The organism is Bacillus sp. FJAT-47783 (assembly GCF_022808615.1).
In the GTDB taxonomy this organism is placed as follows: domain Bacteria; phylum Bacillota; class Bacilli; order Bacillales; family Aeribacillaceae; genus Bacillus_BZ.
Genome location: NZ_JAKZKS010000011.1, coordinates 26,087 through 48,508, shown reverse-complemented (window position 1 = coordinate 48,508; position 22,422 = coordinate 26,087). Strand labels below are relative to the sequence as shown.

General features: G+C 37.3%; 26 protein-coding genes. 19 read left to right on the top strand and 7 right to left on the bottom strand.

Going from position 1 to position 22,422, the window contains the following annotated elements; all coding sequences use genetic code 11:
- Positions 1-340: 340 nt before the first annotated feature.
- On the bottom strand, positions 341-526 hold the full coding sequence (locus tag MLD65_RS09875) for a YkvS family protein (RefSeq protein ID WP_243291698.1): 186 nt from the start codon (positions 524-526) through the stop codon (positions 341-343).
- 107 nt (positions 527-633) lie between these two features.
- Between MLD65_RS09875 and MLD65_RS09870 the strand changes: the two genes are divergently transcribed.
- Positions 634-828 (top strand): hypothetical protein, encoded by a 195-nt coding sequence (locus tag MLD65_RS09870; protein WP_243291697.1) that lies wholly within the window; start codon positions 634-636, stop codon positions 826-828.
- A gap of 191 nt (positions 829-1,019) precedes the next feature.
- Here MLD65_RS09870 and MLD65_RS09865 read toward each other — a convergent pair whose 3' ends face one another.
- Positions 1,020-1,511, bottom strand: coding sequence for a sigma-70 family RNA polymerase sigma factor (locus MLD65_RS09865; protein WP_243291696.1), 492 nt, complete (start codon positions 1,509-1,511; stop codon positions 1,020-1,022).
- A gap of 257 nt (positions 1,512-1,768) precedes the next feature.
- Here MLD65_RS09865 and MLD65_RS09860 point away from each other — a divergent pair, with 257 nt between their 5' ends.
- From MLD65_RS09860 to MLD65_RS09840, 5 genes are all read left to right on the top strand, one after another.
- On the top strand, positions 1,769-3,253 hold the full coding sequence (locus MLD65_RS09860) for a spore germination protein (protein WP_243291695.1): 1,485 nt from the start codon (positions 1,769-1,771) through the stop codon (positions 3,251-3,253).
- A gap of 26 nt (positions 3,254-3,279) precedes the next feature.
- Positions 3,280-4,383: a GerAB/ArcD/ProY family transporter gene (locus tag MLD65_RS09855; RefSeq protein ID WP_243291694.1), complete on the top strand. Its 1,104-nt coding sequence runs from the start codon at positions 3,280-3,282 to the stop codon at positions 4,381-4,383.
- The gene (locus tag MLD65_RS09850; RefSeq protein WP_243291693.1) at positions 4,376-5,437 is read left to right on the top strand and encodes a Ger(x)C family spore germination protein; all 1,062 of its coding nucleotides are present in this window, start codon (positions 4,376-4,378) and stop codon (positions 5,435-5,437) included. The genes MLD65_RS09855 and MLD65_RS09850 overlap by 8 nt, the downstream gene beginning before the upstream one ends.
- Positions 5,438-5,509: 72 nt before the next feature.
- Complete coding sequence (locus MLD65_RS09845) at positions 5,510-6,838, top strand: polysaccharide biosynthesis protein (protein WP_243291692.1); 1,329 nt, start codon at positions 5,510-5,512, stop codon at positions 6,836-6,838.
- A 17-nt stretch (positions 6,839-6,855) separates the two neighbouring features.
- Positions 6,856-7,377 carry a TlpA disulfide reductase family protein gene (locus MLD65_RS09840; protein ID WP_243291691.1) on the top strand — a complete coding sequence of 174 codons (522 nt, stop codon included), beginning with the start codon at positions 6,856-6,858 and terminating at the stop codon, positions 7,375-7,377.
- 118 nt (positions 7,378-7,495) lie between these two features.
- Here the strand turns inward: MLD65_RS09840 and MLD65_RS09835 are convergent, their stop codons facing one another.
- Positions 7,496-7,645 carry a hypothetical protein gene (locus MLD65_RS09835; RefSeq protein WP_243291690.1) on the bottom strand — a complete coding sequence of 50 codons (150 nt, stop codon included), beginning with the start codon at positions 7,643-7,645 and terminating at the stop codon, positions 7,496-7,498.
- A gap of 582 nt (positions 7,646-8,227) precedes the next feature.
- Between MLD65_RS09835 and MLD65_RS09830 the strand changes: the two genes are divergently transcribed.
- On the top strand, positions 8,228-10,156 hold the full coding sequence (locus MLD65_RS09830; protein ID WP_481748513.1) for a heavy metal translocating P-type ATPase: 1,929 nt from the start codon (positions 8,228-8,230) through the stop codon (positions 10,154-10,156).
- A 70-nt stretch (positions 10,157-10,226) separates the two neighbouring features.
- Here MLD65_RS09830 and MLD65_RS09825 read toward each other — a convergent pair whose 3' ends face one another.
- Positions 10,227-10,430 (bottom strand): hypothetical protein, encoded by a 204-nt coding sequence (locus MLD65_RS09825; RefSeq protein ID WP_243291689.1) that lies wholly within the window; start codon positions 10,428-10,430, stop codon positions 10,227-10,229.
- A 293-nt stretch (positions 10,431-10,723) separates the two neighbouring features.
- On the opposite strand from MLD65_RS09825, the gene MLD65_RS09820 reads away from it, so the two are divergent.
- From MLD65_RS09820 to MLD65_RS09810, 3 genes are all read left to right on the top strand, one after another.
- Positions 10,724-11,827 (top strand): M24 family metallopeptidase, encoded by a 1,104-nt coding sequence (locus tag MLD65_RS09820; RefSeq protein ID WP_243291688.1) that lies wholly within the window; start codon positions 10,724-10,726, stop codon positions 11,825-11,827.
- Positions 11,828-12,139: 312 nt separating this feature from the next.
- Positions 12,140-12,871 (top strand): thermonuclease family protein, encoded by a 732-nt coding sequence (locus MLD65_RS09815; RefSeq protein ID WP_243291687.1) that lies wholly within the window; start codon positions 12,140-12,142, stop codon positions 12,869-12,871.
- 132 nt (positions 12,872-13,003) lie between these two features.
- Complete coding sequence (locus MLD65_RS09810; RefSeq protein ID WP_243291686.1) at positions 13,004-13,435, top strand: GNAT family N-acetyltransferase; 432 nt, start codon at positions 13,004-13,006, stop codon at positions 13,433-13,435.
- A 93-nt stretch (positions 13,436-13,528) separates the two neighbouring features.
- Here MLD65_RS09810 and MLD65_RS09805 read toward each other — a convergent pair whose 3' ends face one another.
- Positions 13,529-14,083 (bottom strand): YqaA family protein, encoded by a 555-nt coding sequence (locus MLD65_RS09805; RefSeq protein ID WP_243291762.1) that lies wholly within the window; start codon positions 14,081-14,083, stop codon positions 13,529-13,531.
- Between the two features lie 175 nt (positions 14,084-14,258).
- Between MLD65_RS09805 and MLD65_RS09800 the strand changes: the two genes are divergently transcribed.
- The 3 genes from MLD65_RS09800 (at position 14,259) to MLD65_RS09790 (ending at position 14,934) form a co-directional block, all read left to right on the top strand.
- Complete coding sequence (locus MLD65_RS09800; protein WP_243291685.1) at positions 14,259-14,477, top strand: DUF1659 domain-containing protein; 219 nt, start codon at positions 14,259-14,261, stop codon at positions 14,475-14,477.
- Positions 14,478-14,502: 25 nt separating this feature from the next.
- Positions 14,503-14,721, top strand: a complete 219-nt coding sequence (locus MLD65_RS09795) for a DUF2922 domain-containing protein (RefSeq protein WP_243291684.1) — start codon at positions 14,503-14,505, stop codon at positions 14,719-14,721.
- 72 nt (positions 14,722-14,793) lie between these two features.
- Positions 14,794-14,934 (top strand): YvrJ family protein, encoded by a 141-nt coding sequence (locus MLD65_RS09790; protein WP_243291683.1) that lies wholly within the window; start codon positions 14,794-14,796, stop codon positions 14,932-14,934.
- Positions 14,935-15,005: 71 nt separating this feature from the next.
- Here MLD65_RS09790 and MLD65_RS09785 read toward each other — a convergent pair whose 3' ends face one another.
- Complete coding sequence (locus MLD65_RS09785; RefSeq protein WP_243291682.1) at positions 15,006-15,155, bottom strand: hypothetical protein; 150 nt, start codon at positions 15,153-15,155, stop codon at positions 15,006-15,008.
- Between the two features lie 93 nt (positions 15,156-15,248).
- Between MLD65_RS09785 and MLD65_RS09780 the strand changes: the two genes are divergently transcribed.
- Positions 15,249-16,220 (top strand): LacI family DNA-binding transcriptional regulator, encoded by a 972-nt coding sequence (locus MLD65_RS09780; RefSeq protein ID WP_243291681.1) that lies wholly within the window; start codon positions 15,249-15,251, stop codon positions 16,218-16,220.
- A 36-nt stretch (positions 16,221-16,256) separates the two neighbouring features.
- On the opposite strand, the gene MLD65_RS09775 is transcribed toward MLD65_RS09780, so the two are convergent.
- Positions 16,257-16,511, bottom strand: coding sequence for a WYL domain-containing protein (locus MLD65_RS09775; protein WP_243291680.1), 255 nt, complete (start codon positions 16,509-16,511; stop codon positions 16,257-16,259).
- Positions 16,512-16,649: 138 nt separating this feature from the next.
- On the opposite strand from MLD65_RS09775, the gene MLD65_RS09770 reads away from it, so the two are divergent.
- The 5 genes from MLD65_RS09770 (at position 16,650) to ptsP (ending at position 22,263) form a co-directional block, all read left to right on the top strand.
- A complete protein-coding gene (locus tag MLD65_RS09770; protein WP_243291679.1) occupies positions 16,650-16,913 on the top strand; it encodes a hypothetical protein in 264 nt (87 codons plus the stop codon).
- Positions 16,914-17,118: 205 nt separating this feature from the next.
- The gene (glcT, locus tag MLD65_RS09765; RefSeq protein WP_243291678.1) at positions 17,119-17,961 is read left to right on the top strand and encodes a glucose PTS transporter transcription antiterminator GlcT; all 843 of its coding nucleotides are present in this window, start codon (positions 17,119-17,121) and stop codon (positions 17,959-17,961) included.
- A gap of 181 nt (positions 17,962-18,142) precedes the next feature.
- Positions 18,143-20,167: a glucose-specific PTS transporter subunit IIBC gene (gene ptsG, locus MLD65_RS09760; protein WP_243291677.1), complete on the top strand. Its 2,025-nt coding sequence runs from the start codon at positions 18,143-18,145 to the stop codon at positions 20,165-20,167.
- A 114-nt stretch (positions 20,168-20,281) separates the two neighbouring features.
- A complete protein-coding gene (locus tag MLD65_RS09755) occupies positions 20,282-20,548 on the top strand; it encodes a phosphocarrier protein HPr (RefSeq protein ID WP_243291676.1) in 267 nt (88 codons plus the stop codon).
- On the top strand, positions 20,548-22,263 hold the full coding sequence (ptsP, locus tag MLD65_RS09750) for a phosphoenolpyruvate--protein phosphotransferase (RefSeq protein WP_243291675.1): 1,716 nt from the start codon (positions 20,548-20,550) through the stop codon (positions 22,261-22,263). Before MLD65_RS09755 ends, ptsP begins: the two co-directional genes overlap by 1 nt.
- Positions 22,264-22,422: the final 159 nt, after the last annotated feature.

The window sequence follows — 22,422 nt, the reverse complement described above, 5'->3', positions numbered from 1 at the left end:
ATACAGTCTTTATGAGGATTTCGCCATTGCACAGTCATTTGTTTCTCCTTTATAATAAAAGCGAAAACGGGAGACGAATTTGTCTCCCGCTTCTCAGTTTTATCCCACTCTTAACGGGCAGTAAGATCCTCACCTCATGATTCTGTAGGAAAGCAAAGAAGATAGGTGGGGGGCAACTGCCCGTAAAGGTCCGAACATAAAGAACACAGACTAAGAGCGCCACGTCCTGTGGCAACGTCTGTGAAACCCACATCCTGTGGGCCACAAGGGCCTTTAGGTCATCCCGTAGGGACTAACATTCAGTGGGGGAAAAAACCCCACTGAATGAAGTTTCACCTTATTAAATTTGTTCGGCGATAATGATATAGTTTTTATGATTAACGACCGTTTTATGTTCGAGTTCTAGTTCACGGTAATTGTCCATATACGTTAAATCTACGATGACGGAATTTTCGTTGACTTTCTCAACGATACCTTGTAGTCCATCTTTAAATTCAATGACATTTCCAACTTGAGCAATTTTCATTTTTTCTCTCCTTTTACTACTAAACTTATCATTATTTTGCATGATTTCTGAAATCTTGTAAAGGGTTTTGGTAATCATTAGTGATTGATAGAAAGGAATGGGTCATTATGGACGAAAAATATATTCATGAAATGTTAGATAAGCTACGCGATGGAGAACTTCATGAGTATGAAGTGACAAAAGAGCAATTTATGACGTTACGAAAAGTGCTTGTGTCAAGACCGGATTTTAAGCATTTTAAAGGAATTGCGATGCACGGCGGGAAGGTTCGCTATCAATATTTAAAAGAACCGAGAAGTTAAAGGGGATGTCTAAAAAGTCTATATTAGGATAAAATAATCCAAAATTAAGACCCAAAGAATGCTGTGAAATCAACATTCTTTAGGTCTACCATTTTAGATTTTGGGCCGTTAATACGACTTTTCGGACAGTCTGCTTTTTTCTCCTTTGCCATTTTGAAAATATGTTACAAACTTGGCGAGTTCTCTTTTCCTCATACGTATTTTTTTAACTTTCTTAGCGCGCTCTTTCTCCAACTTTTCACTTGTGCAATCGTTACCCCAAGCTCCTCTGCTATAACAATCGGTGGCTTCCCTTCTATACAATATGCCTTTACCCATTTCAGCTGATTGGGCGTTAAAACATCTGATAATTGTTCAAGCCATATAAAGCTTTCAACATCCATATCTTGCGTGTATTCCTCTTCTACATCGAAACTCCATTCATCACGTAATGCATGGTGATCGTAAAATTTTTTTCTTCTTCTTAATTCAGTTAATAATTCTCCCTTTATATACGCATAAGCGAAAGTTGAAAAGGTTCCTTTTTTAGGATCAAAGCTTTCCGTTGCTTTCCAAAGAGCAATTGCGGCAATTTGATAAAATTCGTTTTCTCGGTCGTGAATATTTAAATTCTTTAAGAGATGATAAATCATCCCGTTGTACTCTTTTAGAATGGTTGAAAATGATCGTCCTTCTTTGTCCATCGTTTCCTTCCTTCATGAAGAGTGCACTCTTCTAAATATTCCGCGGTATTTTCACAATACAGCGCTACAACGCTTAAGAGCGAACGGGGAAACAAACGATAACGGACAGATCATTTGGCGGATAATACCAATTTGACAAGAAGATAGTAGCAAGATTCGTACGTAAAAAAGAGTGATATGGACAATAAGAACAGAATTGGATACATAATTTTATGCAAGGGAGAAGAGAATAATTGGAAAGAATGGAGGTGGTATGCATGGGAGAGATGTATAAACAAAATTGGAAGAAAAAAGATTCGGTTACCGAAATGATGTCGATCTTTCGAACATCTGCTGATTTTACTCAATTTGATGCGAAAACAGAAGAGGTTAAGTATTGGATTTCTTATTTTCGAACGCTCGTTGATGTTAGTACTTTACATGACAACATTTTAAAACCGATGCATACCGTTCCGTGGAAAAATCTCGAAGAATTAAAGCAAATTCTCCCGATTGAAGGCATGATCATCACGATGGATACGGATGTCATGAAAGAAAAAGTACTTGATGGGTTTATTATGATTGCTCTTAGTGAGTATGGATCGCCATGTTTACTTGTACAGGCAAAAGTAAATAAAGCGCGTGAAGTAACCCTTCCAGAAGTGGAGTTTACCGTTGTAGGACCGAAAGAAGCGTTTGTCGAGTCTATTGAGTCGAACATAAACATGATTCGAAAAAGAATTCCGATTCAAGAGTTACGCATTCGTTTATTAAAACTAGGGAAAATTTCTAAAACGAAAATTGCTGTCGTCTATATAGAAGGAATAGCTAATGATGAAAATGTGAAAACGGTTTGGCAACGTATTAACGATATTGAAATGGACCAAATCAATGACAGTTCCTATGTTTCGCAAATGATTTCTGATAATAATCATTCACCGTTTCCACAAATGCTCGATACGGAACGGCCAGATCGCGTGGCGGCCATATTATCAGAAGGAAAAGTCGCTGTCATCGTGGACGGTTCACCGCATGTGTTAATTGCACCAACAACACTTGTTGAGTTTTTCTCATCCTTTGAAGATTACTTTTCCAATTGGCTGCTGGCATCATTTTTTCGTATTATCCGATTATTCGCCGTTGCGTTTTCAATCTTTGCCACACCTATCTATGTTGCAACGATGAATTATCATTATGAGCTTATTCCATCCGATATGTTAAATACACTCATTACGTCACGGAGGGAAGTGCCGTTAACTCCATTGCTGGAGGCCCTTTTTTTAGAATTAACGATTGAGCTGTTACGTGAAGCTGGGGCTCGATTGCCGACAAAAGTTGGACAAACAATCGGTATCGTTGGTGGTATCGTGATCGGGACGGCATCAGTTGAAGCGGGATTAACGAGCAATATATTACTTATTATTGTCGCATTAGCCGCGCTTGCGTCGTTTACAACGCCTGTATATAAAATGGGCAATACAATTCGACTTATTCGCTTTCCTTTTTTATTTTTTGCAGAGATGTTCGGACTGCTTGGCATTGTTTTATGTTTCAGTTTTATTACCGCACACTTATTACGGCTTACTTCATTAGGAAGACCGTTTTTAGAGCCAATCTATCCGCCGCGGCTCCATGACTTAAAGGATGCGATTATTCGCTTTCCGTTTTCCATGATGACAAAAAGGCCTCAAGCGTTGCGAACAGAACATCCTGACCGGATGAATCCGAAAAATTCTCAGAAAAACAAAGAAGTGGATGAATAATTACGTCTTGGGAGGTGAGGGATGGAATGGAAAAAATGAATGAGCGACATCAAATTTCTTATTATCTCGTTTTTTTTCTCATTCATGCAACGCAGTTTGGGATAGGCGTACTAGGTTTTCAAAAGGTTGTCGTCAAAGAAACGGGAAATGACGCATGGATCGCTGTTATTCTTGCAGGCTTATACATTCATCTTCTCATTTGGATGATGTACCGTATTTTGCGATATGCAAACGGAAGCTTAATAGCCGTGCATCAAAAGCTTTTCGGAAAGTGGCTTGGAAATGCAGTAAATCTCATCTGGATTTCTTATTTTTTATGCTTCGCGATCGTTGTCTTAAGAACGTATATAGAGGTGGTTGAAGTATGGATGTTTCCGGACATCAATGTGTGGGTGTATTCGGCTCTTTTTATCGTCTTAATTTATTACATTGTTATGGGGGGAATTCGAGTCGTAACCGGTATAGCCTTTTTTGGAACGATATTGCCTTTATATTTAATTTTAACGTTTATTATTTTTCCTCTGGAATTTGCCGATTACAACAATTTAATGCCCGTTTTATCCCATAGCCCGAAAGAAATTTTTTCTGGAGTAAAAGAAATGTCGCTAACGTTTTTAGGGTTTGAAGTATTGTATATTTTATATCCTTTCATTAAACAGCCAGAAAAGTCTCAGAAATGGGCACATTTCGGTCATTTATTTACGACCGTTATATATTTTGTCATTATGGTCATCTCCATTTTATACTTCTCAGAACAGGAGTTACTCCGAAATTCGTGGGCGACGTTAACAATGTGGAAGATTGTCGAAATGCCTTTTGTCGAACGGTTTGAATACATCGGTATAGCAAATTGGAGCTTGGTCGTTTTACCGAATATTTGTATAGTGATATGGTGTGCGAATCGAGGGATCAAAGAACTTTTTGAAACGCCTTATAAAAATGGGATCATCGTCATCCTTCTTTTCATGTTTTTTTGTGTAAACGTACTAGTAGGAAGAAGTAACATTAATCAACTTAACACTATTTTTAGTCAAACAGGCTACTATTTAATGGTTTATTATACCCCTGTTTTGTTTGTACTGACATGGATACGAGAGAAGTGGCAAAAAAGGAGACAGGAAAATGGTTAAAAAAAGTTTGTTCGTCCTGCTTGTTCTCATCACATTAACGGGCTGTATTGAAAAGGAAGTTTTAGATGAAATAAGTTTAATTACTATTCTCGGATATGATAAAGGAGAGGGCGAGGAAATTCTCGGTACTGTTGTTGTGCCACAGTACAAAAAAGATCAACCGATTGAAAATAAAATGATGACCGTAGAAGGGGATTTAAGTCGAGATATTATGTCTAAGATGCAAAAAGAATCAGCCGATCCACTCGTGTACGGAAAATTACAGCTCGTCTTATATCATATCGACATCGCAAAGGAAGGGGTTCAACCGTTAATTGATTCGATTGAGCGAGACGCAAGCGTTGGATCGAGGGTCATTTTAGCGGTTAGTAAAAATAATGTGAATAAATTGCTTCAAGCTGATTACGGACAACAAGGGAATGCAGCGTATTTAACGAAAATGATTAGACAAAATATGCAGTTGCGAGATCTACCAGAGAACAACTTGCACTTATATTTATATTCCTTATATACAGATGGAAAAGATCCTTTTATGCCGATTATCGAACAGAATGGGAATGAAAATATTAAAATTCAAGGACTCGCTCTCTTTCAAAATGACAAAATGGTGGGTGAAATTCCGAATAAGAAATTGCCTATTTTTAAAATGTTCGTCGATCAATATGTAAAAGGAACTTACTCATTAAAACTTGAAGATGGAACCGTTGCTTCCTTACAAAGTATTAAGTCGAATCGAAAAATGATCTATTCCGATAAGGATGAGCCGAAAATCACAGTTGAATTAACGGTTAAAGGTCATGTTCGTGAATATTCAAAGGCGAAAGTTTCTAAAAAAGATCTAAACAAAATTGAGAAAACATTTGAAAAAGAAATCGAAGAAAACGGCCAAGAGTTAATAACATTATTTCAATCTTTACAAGTGGATCCGGTAGGTTTTGGCGATTTTATTAAAAGCCGATCGCGAAAGAAATTCAAACAGGAAAACCCTTTTTTTCAAACAAAATTAGAGGTAAAAGCAAATGTTAAGGTGATTGAAACAGGTGTTGTTGAGTAAAAATCGTCTTGATTGTCATGTTTTACAACTTGTCTCATATTCTTGTATAGAGAGAAGATGAGGGTGAAAAACATGAAAACATTTCTTACTGGTACACTTTTTTTAATTATTGCGGCGTTTATTGGGGAATGCTTTGAGTTTGTCATTAACATGATTCTTGCTCGTGAATTAGGGGAAGAGGGGATGGGGCATTATATGTCCATTCTCCCAGTTATGTTTTTTATCGTCGTGTTAGCGAGTTTTGAATTGCCCATTTCCATCTCAAAATATGTAGCAGAACGTGAGAAGAAGCACCATTGGCCCATGTTGAAAAATGCGTTTCAGCTTGCCATATGGATAACATTATTGTTTTCGTTATTAACGTTTTTATTACTACCGAGAATGCCCTTTTTTCAGCATTATCATCCAGTCATCCTTTGGCTTTTTCTCATCCTCATTCCGATGATTTCTTTTTCATCCATTGCCCGTGGTTTTTTTATGGGAACGCATCAAATGGGGAAAATCGCTTTTTCGAACGGATTTCGTAAGTTTGTGCAATTAGGGTTACTCGTATTATTGTTTCAAGTTTTTGAATTTCATCATGAATTAGCCTTATTAGCGGCAATTAGTGCATTTATTGGCAGCGAAGCTATTGTTGTCATTTATTTATTAAGTACGTATGTGCTTCAAACGAAAGAATTAGTGAGTGTAGCGAAAAATGAGATAAGTACGAAAGAAATAAGGCAACGTCTTTTTCATGTTTCAGTACCAACTACCGTTCTTCGCATCTTCCATTCACTAACACATGCCATCCAGCCTTTTTTAATTAAAATGGCTCTTGTTAATGCTGGTTTATCGCAAACAGCGGCGGTTGAACAATTTGGTTTATTATCAGGTGTGGCGATGACCATTGGTTTTTTTCCAGCCTTTATTGCACATTCTCTTTTAATAGTGTTAATACCGTCTGTATCTGAAGCATATGCTAATCGGGATTTTGCTTTATTAAAGAAGCTTTTACAACAATCGATGCTGATTACGTTTTTATATGGAATTCCAGCGGTGATGATTATTTTTTCATTCGGTGATTCGTTAACAAAGCTATTTTTTCATATGTCTTCAGCGAGCTACTATTTAAAAATGTTATGGCCGTATTTTTTCTTTCACTTTTTAATCATCCCGCTACAAGCGTATTTAATTGGGTTAAATTTAATTAAAGATGCTTTGTTTCATACGATATGGTCACACATCGTCGCCTTTTCAATCATTTACATTTTAGGATCGATGCATGAATGGCAAATGTCTGGTGTGATCATCGGTTTAAATGCAGGAGGCGTGTTACAGTTTTTGCTGCATTATATAACGATTTGTCAAAAGATCGGCGTCACGTATTTTACGCTTACACGAAAGCAGATGACAGGATAAAAAGGTGGTGACGGAGGATGTTTAGAAAATGGGGCGTTGTTGGATTTTTCATAATGATTGTCGTCTTAGGGATGTTTAACATACAACAAGAGGAAAGCAGTGCCGAAGAGTCTCCAGAAAAAGGGATGATGGCCCCTGACTTTACGTTAACATCGGTTGATGGAGAAACGATTAAACTTTCTTCATTAAGAGGGAAAAAGGTCGTATTAAATTTTTGGACATCGTGGTGTCCGCCATGTCAAGAGGAGCTTCCAGATATTCAGGCATTTGCGAAAACGACCGAAGACAAATCTATTGTGACTATTGGTGTTAATTTAACAGGGGAAGAAAGTGGAAAAGAAGCTGTTCATTCCTTTGTGAAACAATCTAACTTAACGTATCCTATCTTGTATGATATGAACGATGTCGCTCAGAAGCTTTATCGTATTGTCGTTATTCCAACAACATATGTGATCGATGAAGATGGTGTCATTAAAGAAAAAATAGTTGGTCCGGTAACGAAAGAGCAGCTCCTTACGATAACGGAAAGTCGTTCATAATTGATTATACACAAGAATTTATATTTGTTCTTTTTGGTTTTAGGAAATGCTTATCGACATTGAAATCGGCTTTTCGCCGATTTTGACCTCTAACTTCTTGCCTCTGAACAAAATCGCATTAGCGATTTTGTTCTTCATCTCGATATGTTTGAATCGACTGCCTTCCCGTACCGTTACAGGCTGGACATGGCGTGTAAAAGGGGAGAAGAGGGACTTTTTTGATTTTTCCAGTTCCATTGCATGTTCGGCATACAATCAAGATGGCCAATAAACACCACCTCCTTCAATTTAATTGGCATAATCGTGAATGGAAGATCATTCATGTAGAAAAAAACCAAATCTCATACTATCTTATTCAACGTATTTAGGTGTAAATACTTCTTTACATATGGCAGGGACATTTTGTTCCTGTCTTTTTTGTATAGGAAGTTATAAAATTCACGATTTTTGGACAATTTTGTTCGTAGTTTTTTGCGACTAGCTCCGGGCGTTAGTGGCTAGTAAACTTCCCATTTCGTCCGTACAATCAGTCAACATCGACTGAAACGTCGCCCGAGTTTTCTTTATCTCCTACTGAAATGGTACAGTTTGTACGCCGCTTTCGCGAAGTTCTCGCTTATGTTCGGTTTGCTACGGTAAATGAGAATGATAACAGTTATTAATAATGATTATTAATTTAAAATAATTATAAATATCTGTTTAAAAAGTTTTACACTTTATGTATAATAGATATAGAATAGAGATAACAACGATGAATGTGTAAGGATGTAACGCTGCCTCTATGGCAGCTTTCAATGTTTAGTAGGGGAATGAAGATGATTTTGATTTTCAAATTAGGAGAGGTGAGAAGATGGAGACGAATATGAAAGTAAAAATGAATGAGAAAATAACGGGAACGAATGAAGAAAAGGAGAAACCGTTTTTCAAAGAACACGGGGAATTAATCGCTGCGATTACATCAGGTATTTTGATTATTGCAGCTTGGTTGTTTCATTTAAATGGAGTGGAACCAGCATCGGTTTCTCTTTATTTAGCAGCATTTGTCATTGGTGGATTTGCGAAAGCAAAAGAAGGAATTGAAGAAACGATTGAAAATAAAAAATTAAATGTTGAGCTGTTAATGGTTTTCGCTGCGATCGGTTCTGCCATTATTGGCTATTGGGCAGAAGGGGCCATCTTAATTTTTATATTTGCATTAAGCGGTGCTTTAGAAACGTATACATCGAACAAAAGTCAGCGAGAACTTTCAAGCTTAATGGAATTACAGCCAGAAACGGCAACGCTCATTGCAAATGGAGAAGAAAAAATTGTGCATGTGTCCGAGTTAGTAAAAGGTGATCCCATTATCGTTAAGCCAGGTGAACGAATTCCAGCTGACGGAGTTGTGATTCAAGGGAGAACAAGTGTAGACGAATCCGCCATCACAGGGGAGGCTGTTCCTGTAGAAAAAAATGTTAATGAAGAAGTTTTTGCCGGAACTGTGAATGTGAATGGCTCGATTACGGTTGAAGTGACAAAAGAAAATACGGAATCTTTGTTTCAAAAAATTTTAGAACTTGTCCAATTAGCACAATCTGAAAAATCTCCTTCTCAACAATTTATCGAGAAGTTCGAAAGCACATACGTAAATGGTGTTATGATTGCCGTTCTGTTATTAATGGTTATCCCGCATTTTGTACTAGGATGGACGTGGGAAGAAACGTTTTACCGTGCGATGGTGTTTATGGTAGTTGCCTCCCCTTGTGCACTTGTAGCATCGATTATGCCGGCAACACTTTCAGCCATCTCGAATGGAGCACGGAATGGTCTCCTTTTTAAAGGAGGAGTTCATTTAGAACGATTAAGTAAAGTAAAAGTGATTGGTTTTGATAAAACGGGTACGTTGACGAAAGGTGAACCGGTTGTGACGGATTTTATTATTCGCGAAGGTGCGGATAAACAACTCGTCTTAGAAGCTGTATATCTTATTGAGAAGCAGTCAAACCATCCGCTGGCGAAAGCGATTGTTGACTATACTGGACAAGATGAAATTAAAAGAGAAAATGAATGGATTAGTGTAACAGAACACTCTGGGTTTGGTGTTTCGGCGGAGTGGAAAGGTCAAATGTGGAAAATAGGAAAAGCAGATTTCGTTGGTAGAGAAGATGCTGTTACGTTTCAAGATCATGTATCGAAAAGGTATGCAGAAGAAGGAAAAACGATTGTTTATGTCCGTGATGAAAAAGGAATCGTTGCCATTTTTGCGTTAAAAGATGTATTAAGAGAGGAAATCATTGAAGCGATAGATGAACTTCAAAAAGAAGGAATTCATACAGTCATGTTAACAGGGGATAGTGAAACAACGGCGAAGGCGATTGCCCGTGAAGCAGGGATTGATGAATTTCATAGTGAATGTTTGCCAGAAGATAAAGTGGAACGAGTGAAGCAGCTTAAAAAGGATTACGGTATCGTTGCCATGATTGGAGACGGTATTAACGATGCTCCAGCCTTAGCGACAGCAAACATCGGCATTGCGATGGGGGAAGGAACCGATGCGGCATTAGAAACCGCCGAAATCGTATTAATGAAAAATGATATGTCAAAAGTGATGAATGCGATTAAACTATCTAAAAAAATGAACCGAATCATTAAGCAAAATATCATTTTTTCTTTAGCGGTTATCGCCGTTCTTATTTGCTCAAACTTTTTGCAAATTATCGATTTGCCATACGGTGTGATCGGTCATGAAGGAAGTACAATATTAGTTATTTTAAACGGTTTACGACTATTAAAATCGTAAAAAACGAAGGAACAAAAAACGGTGAGTCACTCCTATGAGTAAGACTCACCGTTTTATTGGCAATGCGGTATTAAGAAACGTGTTGATCTCCTTCAGAATCATCCGGACTTTTCGTCACAATGATATATGAACATACAATGAGTACAAATCCAATGATCCAACCAATAAGGGAGCTATAGTAAAATAAATCAATGGCCAAATTACCAATAATAGGAGATATAAATGCTAAAATACATAAAATCATCACAATGTGTTTTTTTAAAAACTCGGTCACAATATACACTCCTTATGAGAACAAAAAAAGAGGACTATAATTATCCATATATTATACTAAAAAACGATGGTTTACTCACCGATATTAGTTAAATCGTAACATAAACTTAATGTTACGTAAGTTATTTATGTGATCAAGCGGCATTTGTCACTTCATTTTGTTTGTAATGAACAAGAACGTATGCAGAAACATCGTTAAGCCAAAGTAGAAAAACAATATCACTGTCATAAGCGGAATTATTTGATACAATGGATTTTGAAATGATTGCTTAATAGGAAGAAAGGAAGTTAACGATGAAAAGAGAACGTTTACAAATTTTGGAAAATTGGTTAACAGAAGAAAAAATAAAAGTGGCGTTTATCCATTCACGTGAAAATGTCTTTTATTTAACAGGCTATGATACAGACCCACATGAACGATTAATGGGATTGTTCGTGTTTCCGGAAGGTGAAACGATCTTTATTTTACCTAAAATGGAAGTTCCACAACTTAAAGCGACGAACTTTAACGGGGAAATTATCGGATATGCTGATAACGAAAATCCATGGGATTTATTAAAAGTCTCTTTACATAAGCGGAATGTAGAAGATGCCAACATGATTTGTGTAGAAAAAGATTTATTATCGATATCACGAGGAGAGCAGCTTGCTCAGCTGTTTCCAAATGCGGCGTTTCAATCTGTTGAACAAAAATTAAATGAAATGCGTGTGATTAAAGACGAAGAGGAAATCGAAATTTTAAAAGAAGCGGCTAAGCTTGCTGATTATGGCGTTGAAGTCGGGATTTCCGCCCTTAAAGAAGGGTGTACGGAATTAGAAGTCCTTGCAACGATTGAATATGAACTAAAGAAAAAAGGTGTTCGTGACATGTCGTTTTCAACGATGGTGCTCTTCGGTGAAAACGCTGGAAACCCTCACGGAATACCGGGGGAAAGAAAGCTTCAAAAAGGAGACTTTGTCCTTTTTGACTTAGGAGTTGTTTTAAACGGCTATTGTTCAGATATTACAAGAACTGTCGTTTACAAAGAAGTATCGGATAAGCAAAAAGAAATATATGATGTTGTCTTAAAAGCGGAGCTTGAAGCATTAAATATAAGTAGAGAAGGGGTGCGAATCGGTGATTTAGATAAAATTGCCCGTTCGATCATCACAAATGCAGGGTATGGAGAGTACTTTCCTCATCGATTAGGTCACGGTTTAGGCATTAACGTTCACGAATATCCATCGATGAGTGATGATAACGATAATATCTTAAAAGAAGGTATGGTTTATACGATCGAGCCAGGAATTTATGTTCCGCATATTGGCGGTGTTCGCATCGAGGATGACGTGGTCATTACAAAAGATGGTGCTGAAACCTTAACAAAGTTTCCAAAAGCGTTACAAATTATCTCATAAAAAGATTGAGAGCAGCCGAAAAAGTTGGCTGCTCTCATTTTTTAATACGCTAGAAATTATATCATTTTGATAAAGTTTTCAGCCTCAAGAAAGCTTTCAACTAAAAAAGCGTAAGGATGTCCCTCATGCGGTTGCGTCCTTTTTTTATGAAGTTGCGGATTTCTTTCATGACTTGCGGACTATTTTCATAATTTGCGGAATTATGATCCAAACTTAAGCGAATTTGCCCCCAACTTGCGGATACTTTCGATTCGTTATAAAATAATAGTCTCTACCATCACGATTAGGCATGAAATAGAAAGGAAGACTTACATGTTAAAAATCTTTGTATACCTTATTGTCGTCTTTATGATTGTCGGATGTCAAATGACAGATATGGATCAATCATCATCAAATAGTGAAAAAGCGTATGAAGCCCACGAGCGAATCTCGGCCACCATTGTAGATGTGGTTGATGGCGACACAATGAAAATAATCGTGAATGGTAAAGAAGAGACGATTCGCTTATTACTTATCGACACACCGGAAACCGTACACCCAACTAAACCCGTTCAGCCGTTCGGCCCTGAAGCTAGTCAATTCGCAAAAGAAATGCTTTCGAATAAAGAAGTTGAGATAGAATTGGATGTCAATGAACGTGATAAATATGGTCGTTTACTCGTTTACGTATACATTAACGGACAAATGTTTAATGAAATGTTGTTAGAAAACGGCTTGGCACGAGTAGCCTATGTATATCCGCCCAATACAAAATATGTTGACCGATTTGTCAGTATCGAGAAAAAAGCAAAGCAAAAGGAAATCGGTATTTGGAGCATAGAAAACTATGTTATAGAGGATGTAGGGTTTAACGACGATCTCACAGAATCAGAACCTAATAGTAAAATAGGGGACAGTTGTAAAATTAAAGGAAACATTAATTCAGATGGAGAGAAAATTTACCATTTACCAACATCACCATGGTATGAAAAAACGAAGCCGGAAGCAATCTTTTGTACAGAAAGAGAAGCTTTGGATGCAGGCTTTCGGAAAGCAGGGGCGTGAATAAAAGACACTCCTTTTTTTCTGAAACTGTGTGAGAACTTTCACGAACTTGACGTCAACCATTTACTTTTTCTTAAATTCTAATATAATAGTAGACAATGTATAAATAAAAACGCTTTCGAGGTATGTATAATGATAGAAATTAAAATAGCAGATTTACAACAATTACATGAAATCTCCGTTCTAAATGAATGGGTTAAAAAAGAAAAGGCAAGAAAAGAAAGCCTTTATAAAGCGATACAAAAAGGCAATTGCTTCGTTGCAATGAAGGATGAGCAAGTTGTTGGGTATGTTGTTTTTTCTCGTTCATTTTTCGAAAATTGGTTTATTAAGCTTTTGTATGTAGATGAAGCTTATCGGAGAAGCGGAATTGCGACGTTATTAATGAATGAAGTATCGAAACAATGCGTAACACCAAAATTATTTGTATCCACAAATGATTCAAATGAGGCAATGAAATCACTTTTAAATCGATTGGATTTCCATCAAACCGGATTTTTGGAAAATATTAATGACGATGAACGTGAAGTTTTTTATGTAAAGCATTTAAAGCAACATCAATAAATATATGTTGCTAAGGTCTGCTTATCACACATTAGAGTGAGACACGATGAAAAAAATGCGGTTGAATTGAAACATCAACCGCATTTTTTATACTTATTTTTTCCGTTTAATGAGAACAAAGATGAGAATAAATACAACCCCTACGATCAATGTGAAAATAGAGCCATAATCTTGAATGAGTGCAATAGCTTTTTCCCCAAACAACATGATAAAGCTCGCAACGAGTATAAATCGTGACCCACGACCGATTATAGAGCCAATGATAAAACGCGTCATGTTCATTTCAACGGCACCGCTTAAAATGGTAAAAACTTTATATGGTATCGGGGTGAAGCCTGCTATAATGATGGCACCTGTCCCGTATTTATCATATAAGCGTTCTGCTTTCTCGATAATTTCCTCTGATGCAAATTTGTGTAAGAGCGGTTTCCCAATTCCTTTACCTAAATAGTAACCGACAATCCCTCCTACTACGGAAGCGGCGGTTGTGTAGACCGCGTATAAAATCGCCTGTGATGGATTGATGACACTTAATGGAATAAGTAGTGCATCAGGTGGAATGATAAAAAAGGAAGATTCTGTAAATGCGACAATAATAAGGCCTAAAACGCCCCAATCTTGAAAAAATTCGATTAAATTATGAATCATTTGCTCCAATTTAACTGCCTCCGGTTCCTCAAGCTTTCCCTTTGAATCATATCAACATGAATCATATACGTCAATAAAAAATGGATGTTTCTACTAATCTATAAATTTTTTTAAAATTAGATGCTACTCTTCCCCCCCTTTCCGTCTAAAAGGTAAGTGAAGGGAGGTGATGGAGATGGCAATGACACAATTAATGGATACACAACTTCGTCTCGTTTTTCAAAACGGCGTAGACGAAGAAGGAAAGCCCAAGTTAAAAAACAAAAACTTCAACAATGTTGACACAACTGCAACAGCTGATCAACTTTACGCAGCAGCACAAGCGATTGCAAGTCTACAAAAAAAGCCGCTTGTAGCAATTGAACGTAATGATTCACAACAAATTACAAACTAAACCGTAAAAGAGAGGTGGAATAAACATGGAGAAAACGCTAGAACTTCAATTTTTAAATGAAGAGGGGAAAACAGTAAGGCTTTCTATTGAAGATCCAAAGGATTCCCTAACCCCTGCTGAAATAGCTTCAGCAATGGATACGATCTTATCATCGAATGTTTTCATCTCAACTGGTGGAAAATTCGTCAGTAAGAAGGGTGCTAGAGAGATTGAACGTCAAGTAACAGAAATCGCTATTAGTTAAGGAAAGAATGGCTAGTCCTCGTGTAGAGGACTGGCTCTTTCTAACTTGAATATTGAAAAAAGGAGGGTCATTATGCAAGAGTGGCTACAGCTTATAAGCGACGTCGGGTTTCCTATTGTTGTGACACTATATTTGTTAAACCGGATTGAGCGGAAGCTTGATGATGTGAACCATTCGATTCAAATGCTCCCATCCCAATTAAAAAATTCTTGAAAAGAAACGACAAGCTGACTCATTTGTATGGAGTCAGCTACTTGCTTTTTGTACAATAAAGGTAAACGGCATTATTTTAGGTCGTGTTTATATTGTGGGAAATAATCATCAAAATCGTTTACTGGTTGTCGTTCAATCGAGATGCCACCAGCGTGTAAAGCTATGCGTGCTCCAATCAAAACGATTGCACAAAGCAGGATTAAAACGAATAAACCTCCCATATGCTCACCTCCTACTCTTTGAAATAAACATAAAGTATGAAATGCGTTTCATAGCAAGAGATTATTTTACATTAAGAAAGAAGGGATGCGTTTGTGGCGAACATACGAGAAATTGCCAAGCTAGCGAATGTATCTGTAACGACCGTTTCTCGTGTTTTAAATCATCATCCCTATGTTCGTGAAGATAAACGGAAAGCGGTTTTAGATGCGATCGAAAAGTTAAATTACATCCCGAACAAAAATGCGATTAACTTATCAAAAGGACGGACAAAAATGGTCGGGATCATTTTACCTACGATTGATCACCATTATTTTAGTCGCATCCTAAATGGAATTGCAGATTCAGCTGTAGAAATGGATTACCAGCTTGTTATTTATCAATCGAAATACGAAATAGAAAAAGAAATGCAAGCATTCAAACATTTACAAGAGCGCTTGTTAGATGGGGTAATTATTTTGTCAAGAAATCTTCCTATTGAGACGATTCTATCCTATAAACCGTATGGCCCGATTGTTTTATGTGAGGATATTCATCTTCAAGAAATACCGGTAGTATCGATTAAACACGACGATGCATTTAAAGAAGCGTTAAACTTTTTAAAAGAAAACGGGCATCGAAAAATCGCGCTTTGCTTAGGAAGAAGAGAAGGGAGCAATAGCGAAAAACGAGAAAAGGTGTATCGGCAAACGTTGATGAATTGGGGAGAAGAAGTAAAGGAAGAATGGATTCTTGACAATTGTTATCACTTCCAAGATGGTGAACGAGCTTTTCATACTTATATGAAAATGGAAAATAAGCCGACAGCCGTTTTAGTGACAAATGATCAAGTATCAGCAGGGTTATTGTTAGCATGCAAAAAACATCCTATAACAATCCCAGAGCAATTAGCATTGTTAAGCTTTGATAATGATCCAATTGCCAAGTCCCTTCAAATCACAACAATGGAAATCCCAAAATATTTACTCGGTCAAGAAGCATTTGCCGCGTTTATAGAATTGTTGGAAACGGGGAAGTGCGAAAGTAAAATACTGCCATATCAGTTAATTGTAAGGGAGACGGTTTAACCGCTCTCTTTATATTTTTCAACAAACATACGGCTTTTACAAAAATTGCATAGATAAAATCGACTCCCTCCGAAAAGTCCGAATTTGCCGTTTTCGTAAACAATATGCACGTACATACGAATCATGAATAGAACGGACCATAATTTGCCGTTTTGAAAATTTTCCATCCTTTGACATGTATATAACTTCTAGTGGTCGATGTTCCAGTAAGCTTCTTTCGAGAAGGGACATCTCAACACTCCCATGAATAATTACTGTACTACTATAATATACGAACGAACGTTCTTTCATGCGGGTTTATCCTCATTTTGTCACCAAAACTACCGAATGAAATTTCACTTTGTAAAGGAAATATGCCTCTTCGTATCGAAATAATAAATAATACATCAATGCACGACATAAGTTAAAAATGGGAAGGGAGGATTCGTTGTGATGGAGCAAATAAAAATTGAGGAAATTAAAAAGTTGTCTGGAGAAGTAATGGAACTGATTATTAAGGACGGTTATCAAGCGGACCCATTCCAAATGAAACGTGCGATTGAATTATTATCTCAAGTCGTGTATGACTTCACAATCTTACAATCCGGGGAGAAATGTGATAAACAGGAACTGTTAAAAGGGACATTGGCAAAAATGAAAATTGCCTACAATGCCGTGTATACAGGAGTAGACCCAAAAAATAAAGCGATCTAGTACGGTTTGAATGAAAAGACGGCTACATGCCGTTTTTTTGTTTTTGTACATATAATAAGGTTTCGATTATTTTTCTTCATTACATCCTTTTTTTACATAAGGATGTAATAAAATTTTCTACAAAATGCGACAAAAGTCATTGACCTTTCTCTCTAAAATTTTGTAGTATAAGAGAGATTCAACTAAAAGGAGATGGGATTTCGGCATGGAGTCCTTTACAATAAAAAAAGTTTTAAATAATAACGTACTGATTGCAGAACATGAGTCGTTTCAAGAAGTTGTTTTAATTGGAAAAGGAATTGGTTTCGGAAAGAAAAGAGGAGAAGCGATATCAAACGAAACGGTTGAAAAAATGTTCGTTTTAAAAAATGAAAAAGAACAAGAACAATATAAAATGCTTCTACCGTTTATTGAGGAAGAGATGATTGCCGTTGTCAGTGATGTCATCGACTTTATTAGTAATAAAGTTGGGCTTCCATTAAATGAGCACATTCACATTGCCTTAACGGATCATATAACCTTTGCGATAAAAAGATTACAACAAGGTATGGGGATTAATAATCCGTTTTTAGTGGAAACGAAAACGCTCTACCCGAATGAATTTGAAATTGCTAAAGAAGTCATTGACATTATTAATGAAAAGTTACAAGTTAATCTTCCTGAAGGAGAAGTCGGGTTTATTGCGCTCCATATTCATAGTGCCCTAACAAATAAATCGCTATCTGAAGTGAACCGATATTCTCAGCTCATTAGTCAACTGATGAATATTATTGAAGATTCGATGGACGTAAAAATTGATAAAGAAAGTGTCAATTACATGAGACTCGTTCGCCACCTGCAGCATGCGATTGAACGTGTTAGAAAAGGGGAAATGGTAGAAGAACCAGAAAAGATCACTTTATTGTTGAAAAATGAATATCCATTATGCTATAATACTGCTTGGAAGATGATTAAAGTCATGCAACAAGTGCTAAAGAAACCGGTATATGATGCAGAAGCCGTCTATTTAACAATGCACTTATATCGACTTAAAAAGAAAGCGTTATAATAATTATTTGTTTACGTGTTACTGATACGATCAGGCATGAGTGAACAAGATACGTATATGAAGAAGGGTTTTGTTTACCCTAATTCATATCATCTTGTTTCACCATGCCTTTTTCTGTTTGTGTAAGATGCAAACGGTTTCGAGTCGCACTTTTGCATGAAGTAAAAAAGGAGGAAAACACATGCTTAAGAAATCATTTGGTGTGTTGCAAAAAGTGGGTAAAGCTTTAATGCTTCCAGTTGCGATATTGCCAGCTGCCGGTATTTTGCTTGGCGTTGGGAATGCCTTGCAACAAGAAACCTTAATTGAAAAAGCACCTGCATTAGGGGCTGATTGGGTGCAATTTATCGCCTCTATCATGGAGCAATCAGGTGGAATTATCTTTGCTAATCTTGCTTTACTTTTCGCGGTTGGGGTTGCCATTGGATTAGCAAATGGTGATGGAGTTGCGGGAATCGCAGCAATCATTGGATTTTTAGTGATGAATGTAACAATGAGTGAAATTTTACAAGGGCTAGGCCAGCTTCCAGAGGACATTAGCACTGACCCAGCTTTTGCAACGGTTTTAGGAATCCCGACATTACAAACAGGTGTTTTTGGCGGTATTATTATCGGGATATTGGCTGCCTACATGTACAACAAATATTATAACATTGAATTACCTCAATACTTAGGATTTTTTGCCGGAAAGCGATTCGTTCCAATTGTGACTGCGGCATCCGCATTAGTGTTAGGAGCGATTATGTATTTCGTTTGGCCTCCAATACAAGGTGGATTAAATGCATTTTCTGAAGGGATGCTTGAAACGAATAAAACGTTTGCCGCTTTCGTATTTGGTGTCATTGAGCGTTCATTAATCCCATTTGGTTTGCATCATATTTTCTATGCACCGTTTTGGTTTGAATTTGGTTCTTATGTGAATCAAGCGGGTGACATCGTTCGAGGCGATCAAGCGATTTTCTTCTCTCAATTAAAAGATGGAGCTGAATTAACAGCAGGAACATTTATGACAGGTAAATTCCCGTTCATGATGTTTGGTTTACCTGCAGCAGCATTAGCGATTTATCATGAAGCAAAGCCTGAAAACAAAAAAGTCGTTGCTGGTATTATGGGATCAGCTGCCTTAACTTCTTTCTTAACAGGTATTACAGAGCCGATTGAGTTTAGCTTCTTATTCGTTGCACCGGTTCTTTTCGGAATTCATGCGATTTTTGCTGGATTATCATTCATGGTTATGCACATATTAAATGTAAAAATTGGGATGACCTTCTCTGGTGGTGTTATTGACTACTTACTATTTGGTGTTATCCAAAACCGCACCGATTGGTGGCTAGTTATTCCAGTAGGTTTAGTTTTTGCGGTTATTTATTACTTCGGATTCCGCTTTGCGATTCGCAAGTTTAATTTAAATACACCAGGACGTGAAAAGACGGATGCTTCAGCAGATGGTGGTAAAGCGGAAGCAGGAGACTTACCTTATAACATTTTAGAAGCATTAGGTGGAAGAGAAAACATTGCTCACTTAGATGCTTGTATTACACGATTACGCGTATCTGTAAACGATCAAAAGCAAGTCGATAAAGATCGTTTGAAAAAACTAGGTGCATCAGGTGTCCTTGAAGTAGGAAATAATATTCAAGCAATTTTCGGTCCGAAATCGGACAATTTAAAAACACAAATTCAAGACATTATGTCTGGAAAAACCCCTCGTAAAGTAGAGAAACAAGAAGAAAAGAACGTTGAAACAGAGATGAGTGCACTTGACTTCGTTGCTCCTTTAACTGGTGAACTTCATCCGATAACAGAAGTTCCGGATCAAGTATTCTCTGGAAAAATGATGGGTGACGGCTTAGCGATTAAGCCGACGGATGGTACAGTCGTTTCTCCTGTTGATGGAAAAATTGTTAATGTTTTCCCAACGAAGCATGCGATTGGCATTCAATCAAACAGCGGTCATGAAATTCTTATTCACTTTGGTATTGATACGGTTAATTTAAAAGGAGAAGGTTTTGACGTATTAGTTGCCGAAGGGGATGAAGTGAAAAAAGGTCAACCATTATTAAAAGTAGATCTTTCTTTCATTGAAGAAAACGCAACGTCCATCATGACGCCAATTGTCTTTACAAACCTAGAAGAAGGACAAGCGATAAATCTAGTAAAATCAGGTCATGTAAAGGCTGGAGAAGAAAAAGTTATCTCACTTTAATGATAAATAGAGAGGGCTAGCAAATAGCCCTTTCTAAAATATAATTGCTTGAAAAAAGCCTTTTAGGCTGTTACTATACAAAAGTCAATTTATTACAAAGGAGTTTGAGGTAAAATGGCAGAAAAAACATTTAAAGTTACAGCAGATACAGGAATTCATGCACGTCCAGCAACGATGCTAGTGCAAACAGCAAGTAAATTTGATGCAGATATTAACTTAGAATATAACGGAAAAACCGTTAACTTAAAATCAATCATGGGTGTTATGTCTTTAGGAATTGGTAAAGGTGCTGACATTAAAGTGACAGCAGCTGGATCTGACGAAAATGATGCACTTTTAGCAATTGAAGAAACAATTAAAAAAGAAGGGTTAGGCGAGTAATGTTACAAATAGAAGGTATTGGAGCATCACATGGTATTGCCATTGCTAAAGCGTACCGCTTAGAAGAACCTGACTTAACCGTTCAAAAGAAAGAAATTGCCGATATTGAGGCAGAAGTAGCTCGTTTTGAAGAAGCGATTCAAAAAGCAAAAACGGAACTTGAACAAATAAGAGATCATGCAAAAAGCGAATTAGGGGCAGATAAAGCAGCTATTTTTGAAGCACACCTTTTAGTGTTAAGTGATCCAGAACTTTTAAACCCTGTTCAAGAAAAAGTGAAAACTGAATCAGTCAATGCTGAATACGCTATGCGGGAAACAGCTGACATGTTTATTACGATGTTTGAATCGATGGATAATGAGTATATGAGAGAGCGGGCTGCCGATATTCGTGACGTAACAAAGCGTGTGATCGGCCACTTATTAGGAGTAGAAGTTCCAAATCCGAGTTTAATTTCTGAAGAAGTGATTATCATCGCAGAAGATTTAACACCGTCTGATACAGCACAATTAAACCGTCAATATGTTCAAGCGTTTACTACAGATATTGGCGGAAGAACTTCACACTCAGCGATTATGGCTCGTTCGATGGAAATTCCAGCTGTTGTTGGAACGAAAGAAGTCATGAAAAAAATCGAGAATGGAGCTCAAGTCATCGTCGACGGTTTAGATGGAAAAGTGATCGTCAACCCAACTGATGAAATGATCGCACAATATGAAGAGAAGAAAGAACAATACGAACAACAAAAGGTAGAGTGGGCGAAACTAAAGAATGAACCGACTATGTCAAAAGATGGTCATCATGTTGAACTCGTTGCCAATATCGGTACGCCTGAAGATGTGAAAGGTGTCCTCGAAAATGGCGGTGAAGGTGTAGGCCTGTATCGTACCGAATTTTTATACATGGGTCGCAGTGAGCTTCCAACGGAAGAAGAACAATTTGAAGCATATAAAACAGTTCTTGAGAAAATGGAAGGAAAGCCTGTTGTTGTTCGTACACTGGACATCGGTGGAGATAAAGAGCTACCATACTTAGATTTACCGAAGGAAATGAATCCATTCCTTGGCTTCCGCGCGGTCCGTCTTTGCTTAGATGTACAGGACATCTTCCGTACACAATTACGAGCGCTACTTCGAGCAAGTACATATGGGAACTTAAAAATCATGTTCCCTATGATTGCAACGTTAGCTGAATTTAGACAAGCGAAAGCGATCTTAATGGAAGAAAAAGAAAAGCTTGTTCATGAAGGTGTTCAAGTTTCTGACGACATTGAAGTGGGAATGATGGTCGAAATTCCATCATCCGCTATTCTAGCAGATCAATTTGCCAAAGAAGTGGACTTCTTTAGTATTGGAACAAACGATTTAATCCAATACACAATGGCAGCAGACCGTATGAATGAGCGCGTATCTTACCTTTATCAACCGTACAACCCAGCCATTCTTCGTCTCGTTACATTAGTTATTGAAGCAGCTCATAAAGAAGGAAAATGGGTTGGAATGTGTGGAGAGATGGCCGGAGACTCACTTGCTATTCCTATCCTATTAGGGTTAGGATTAGACGAGTTCTCAATGAGTGCGACAAGCATTTTGCCGGCACGAACTCAAATTAAACAATTATCAAAAGAAGAAGCAGCAAGCTTCAAGGAACAAATTTTAGCGATGAGTACAACTGAAGAAGTTGTGGAATTTGTAAAAAATACATTCCACGTATGACTCCCTTTTTAACAGCAAATGGTTTATGCCATTTGCTGTTTTTTTATAGTGGAAACGAGACGGTATGGAATAATGTCGAAGCAGATGAAATAACTGGACTCGTGTAATTGAGGTAGGATTTCCAATAGGAAAATTTTATGTAGATAAAGGAAAGGAGTA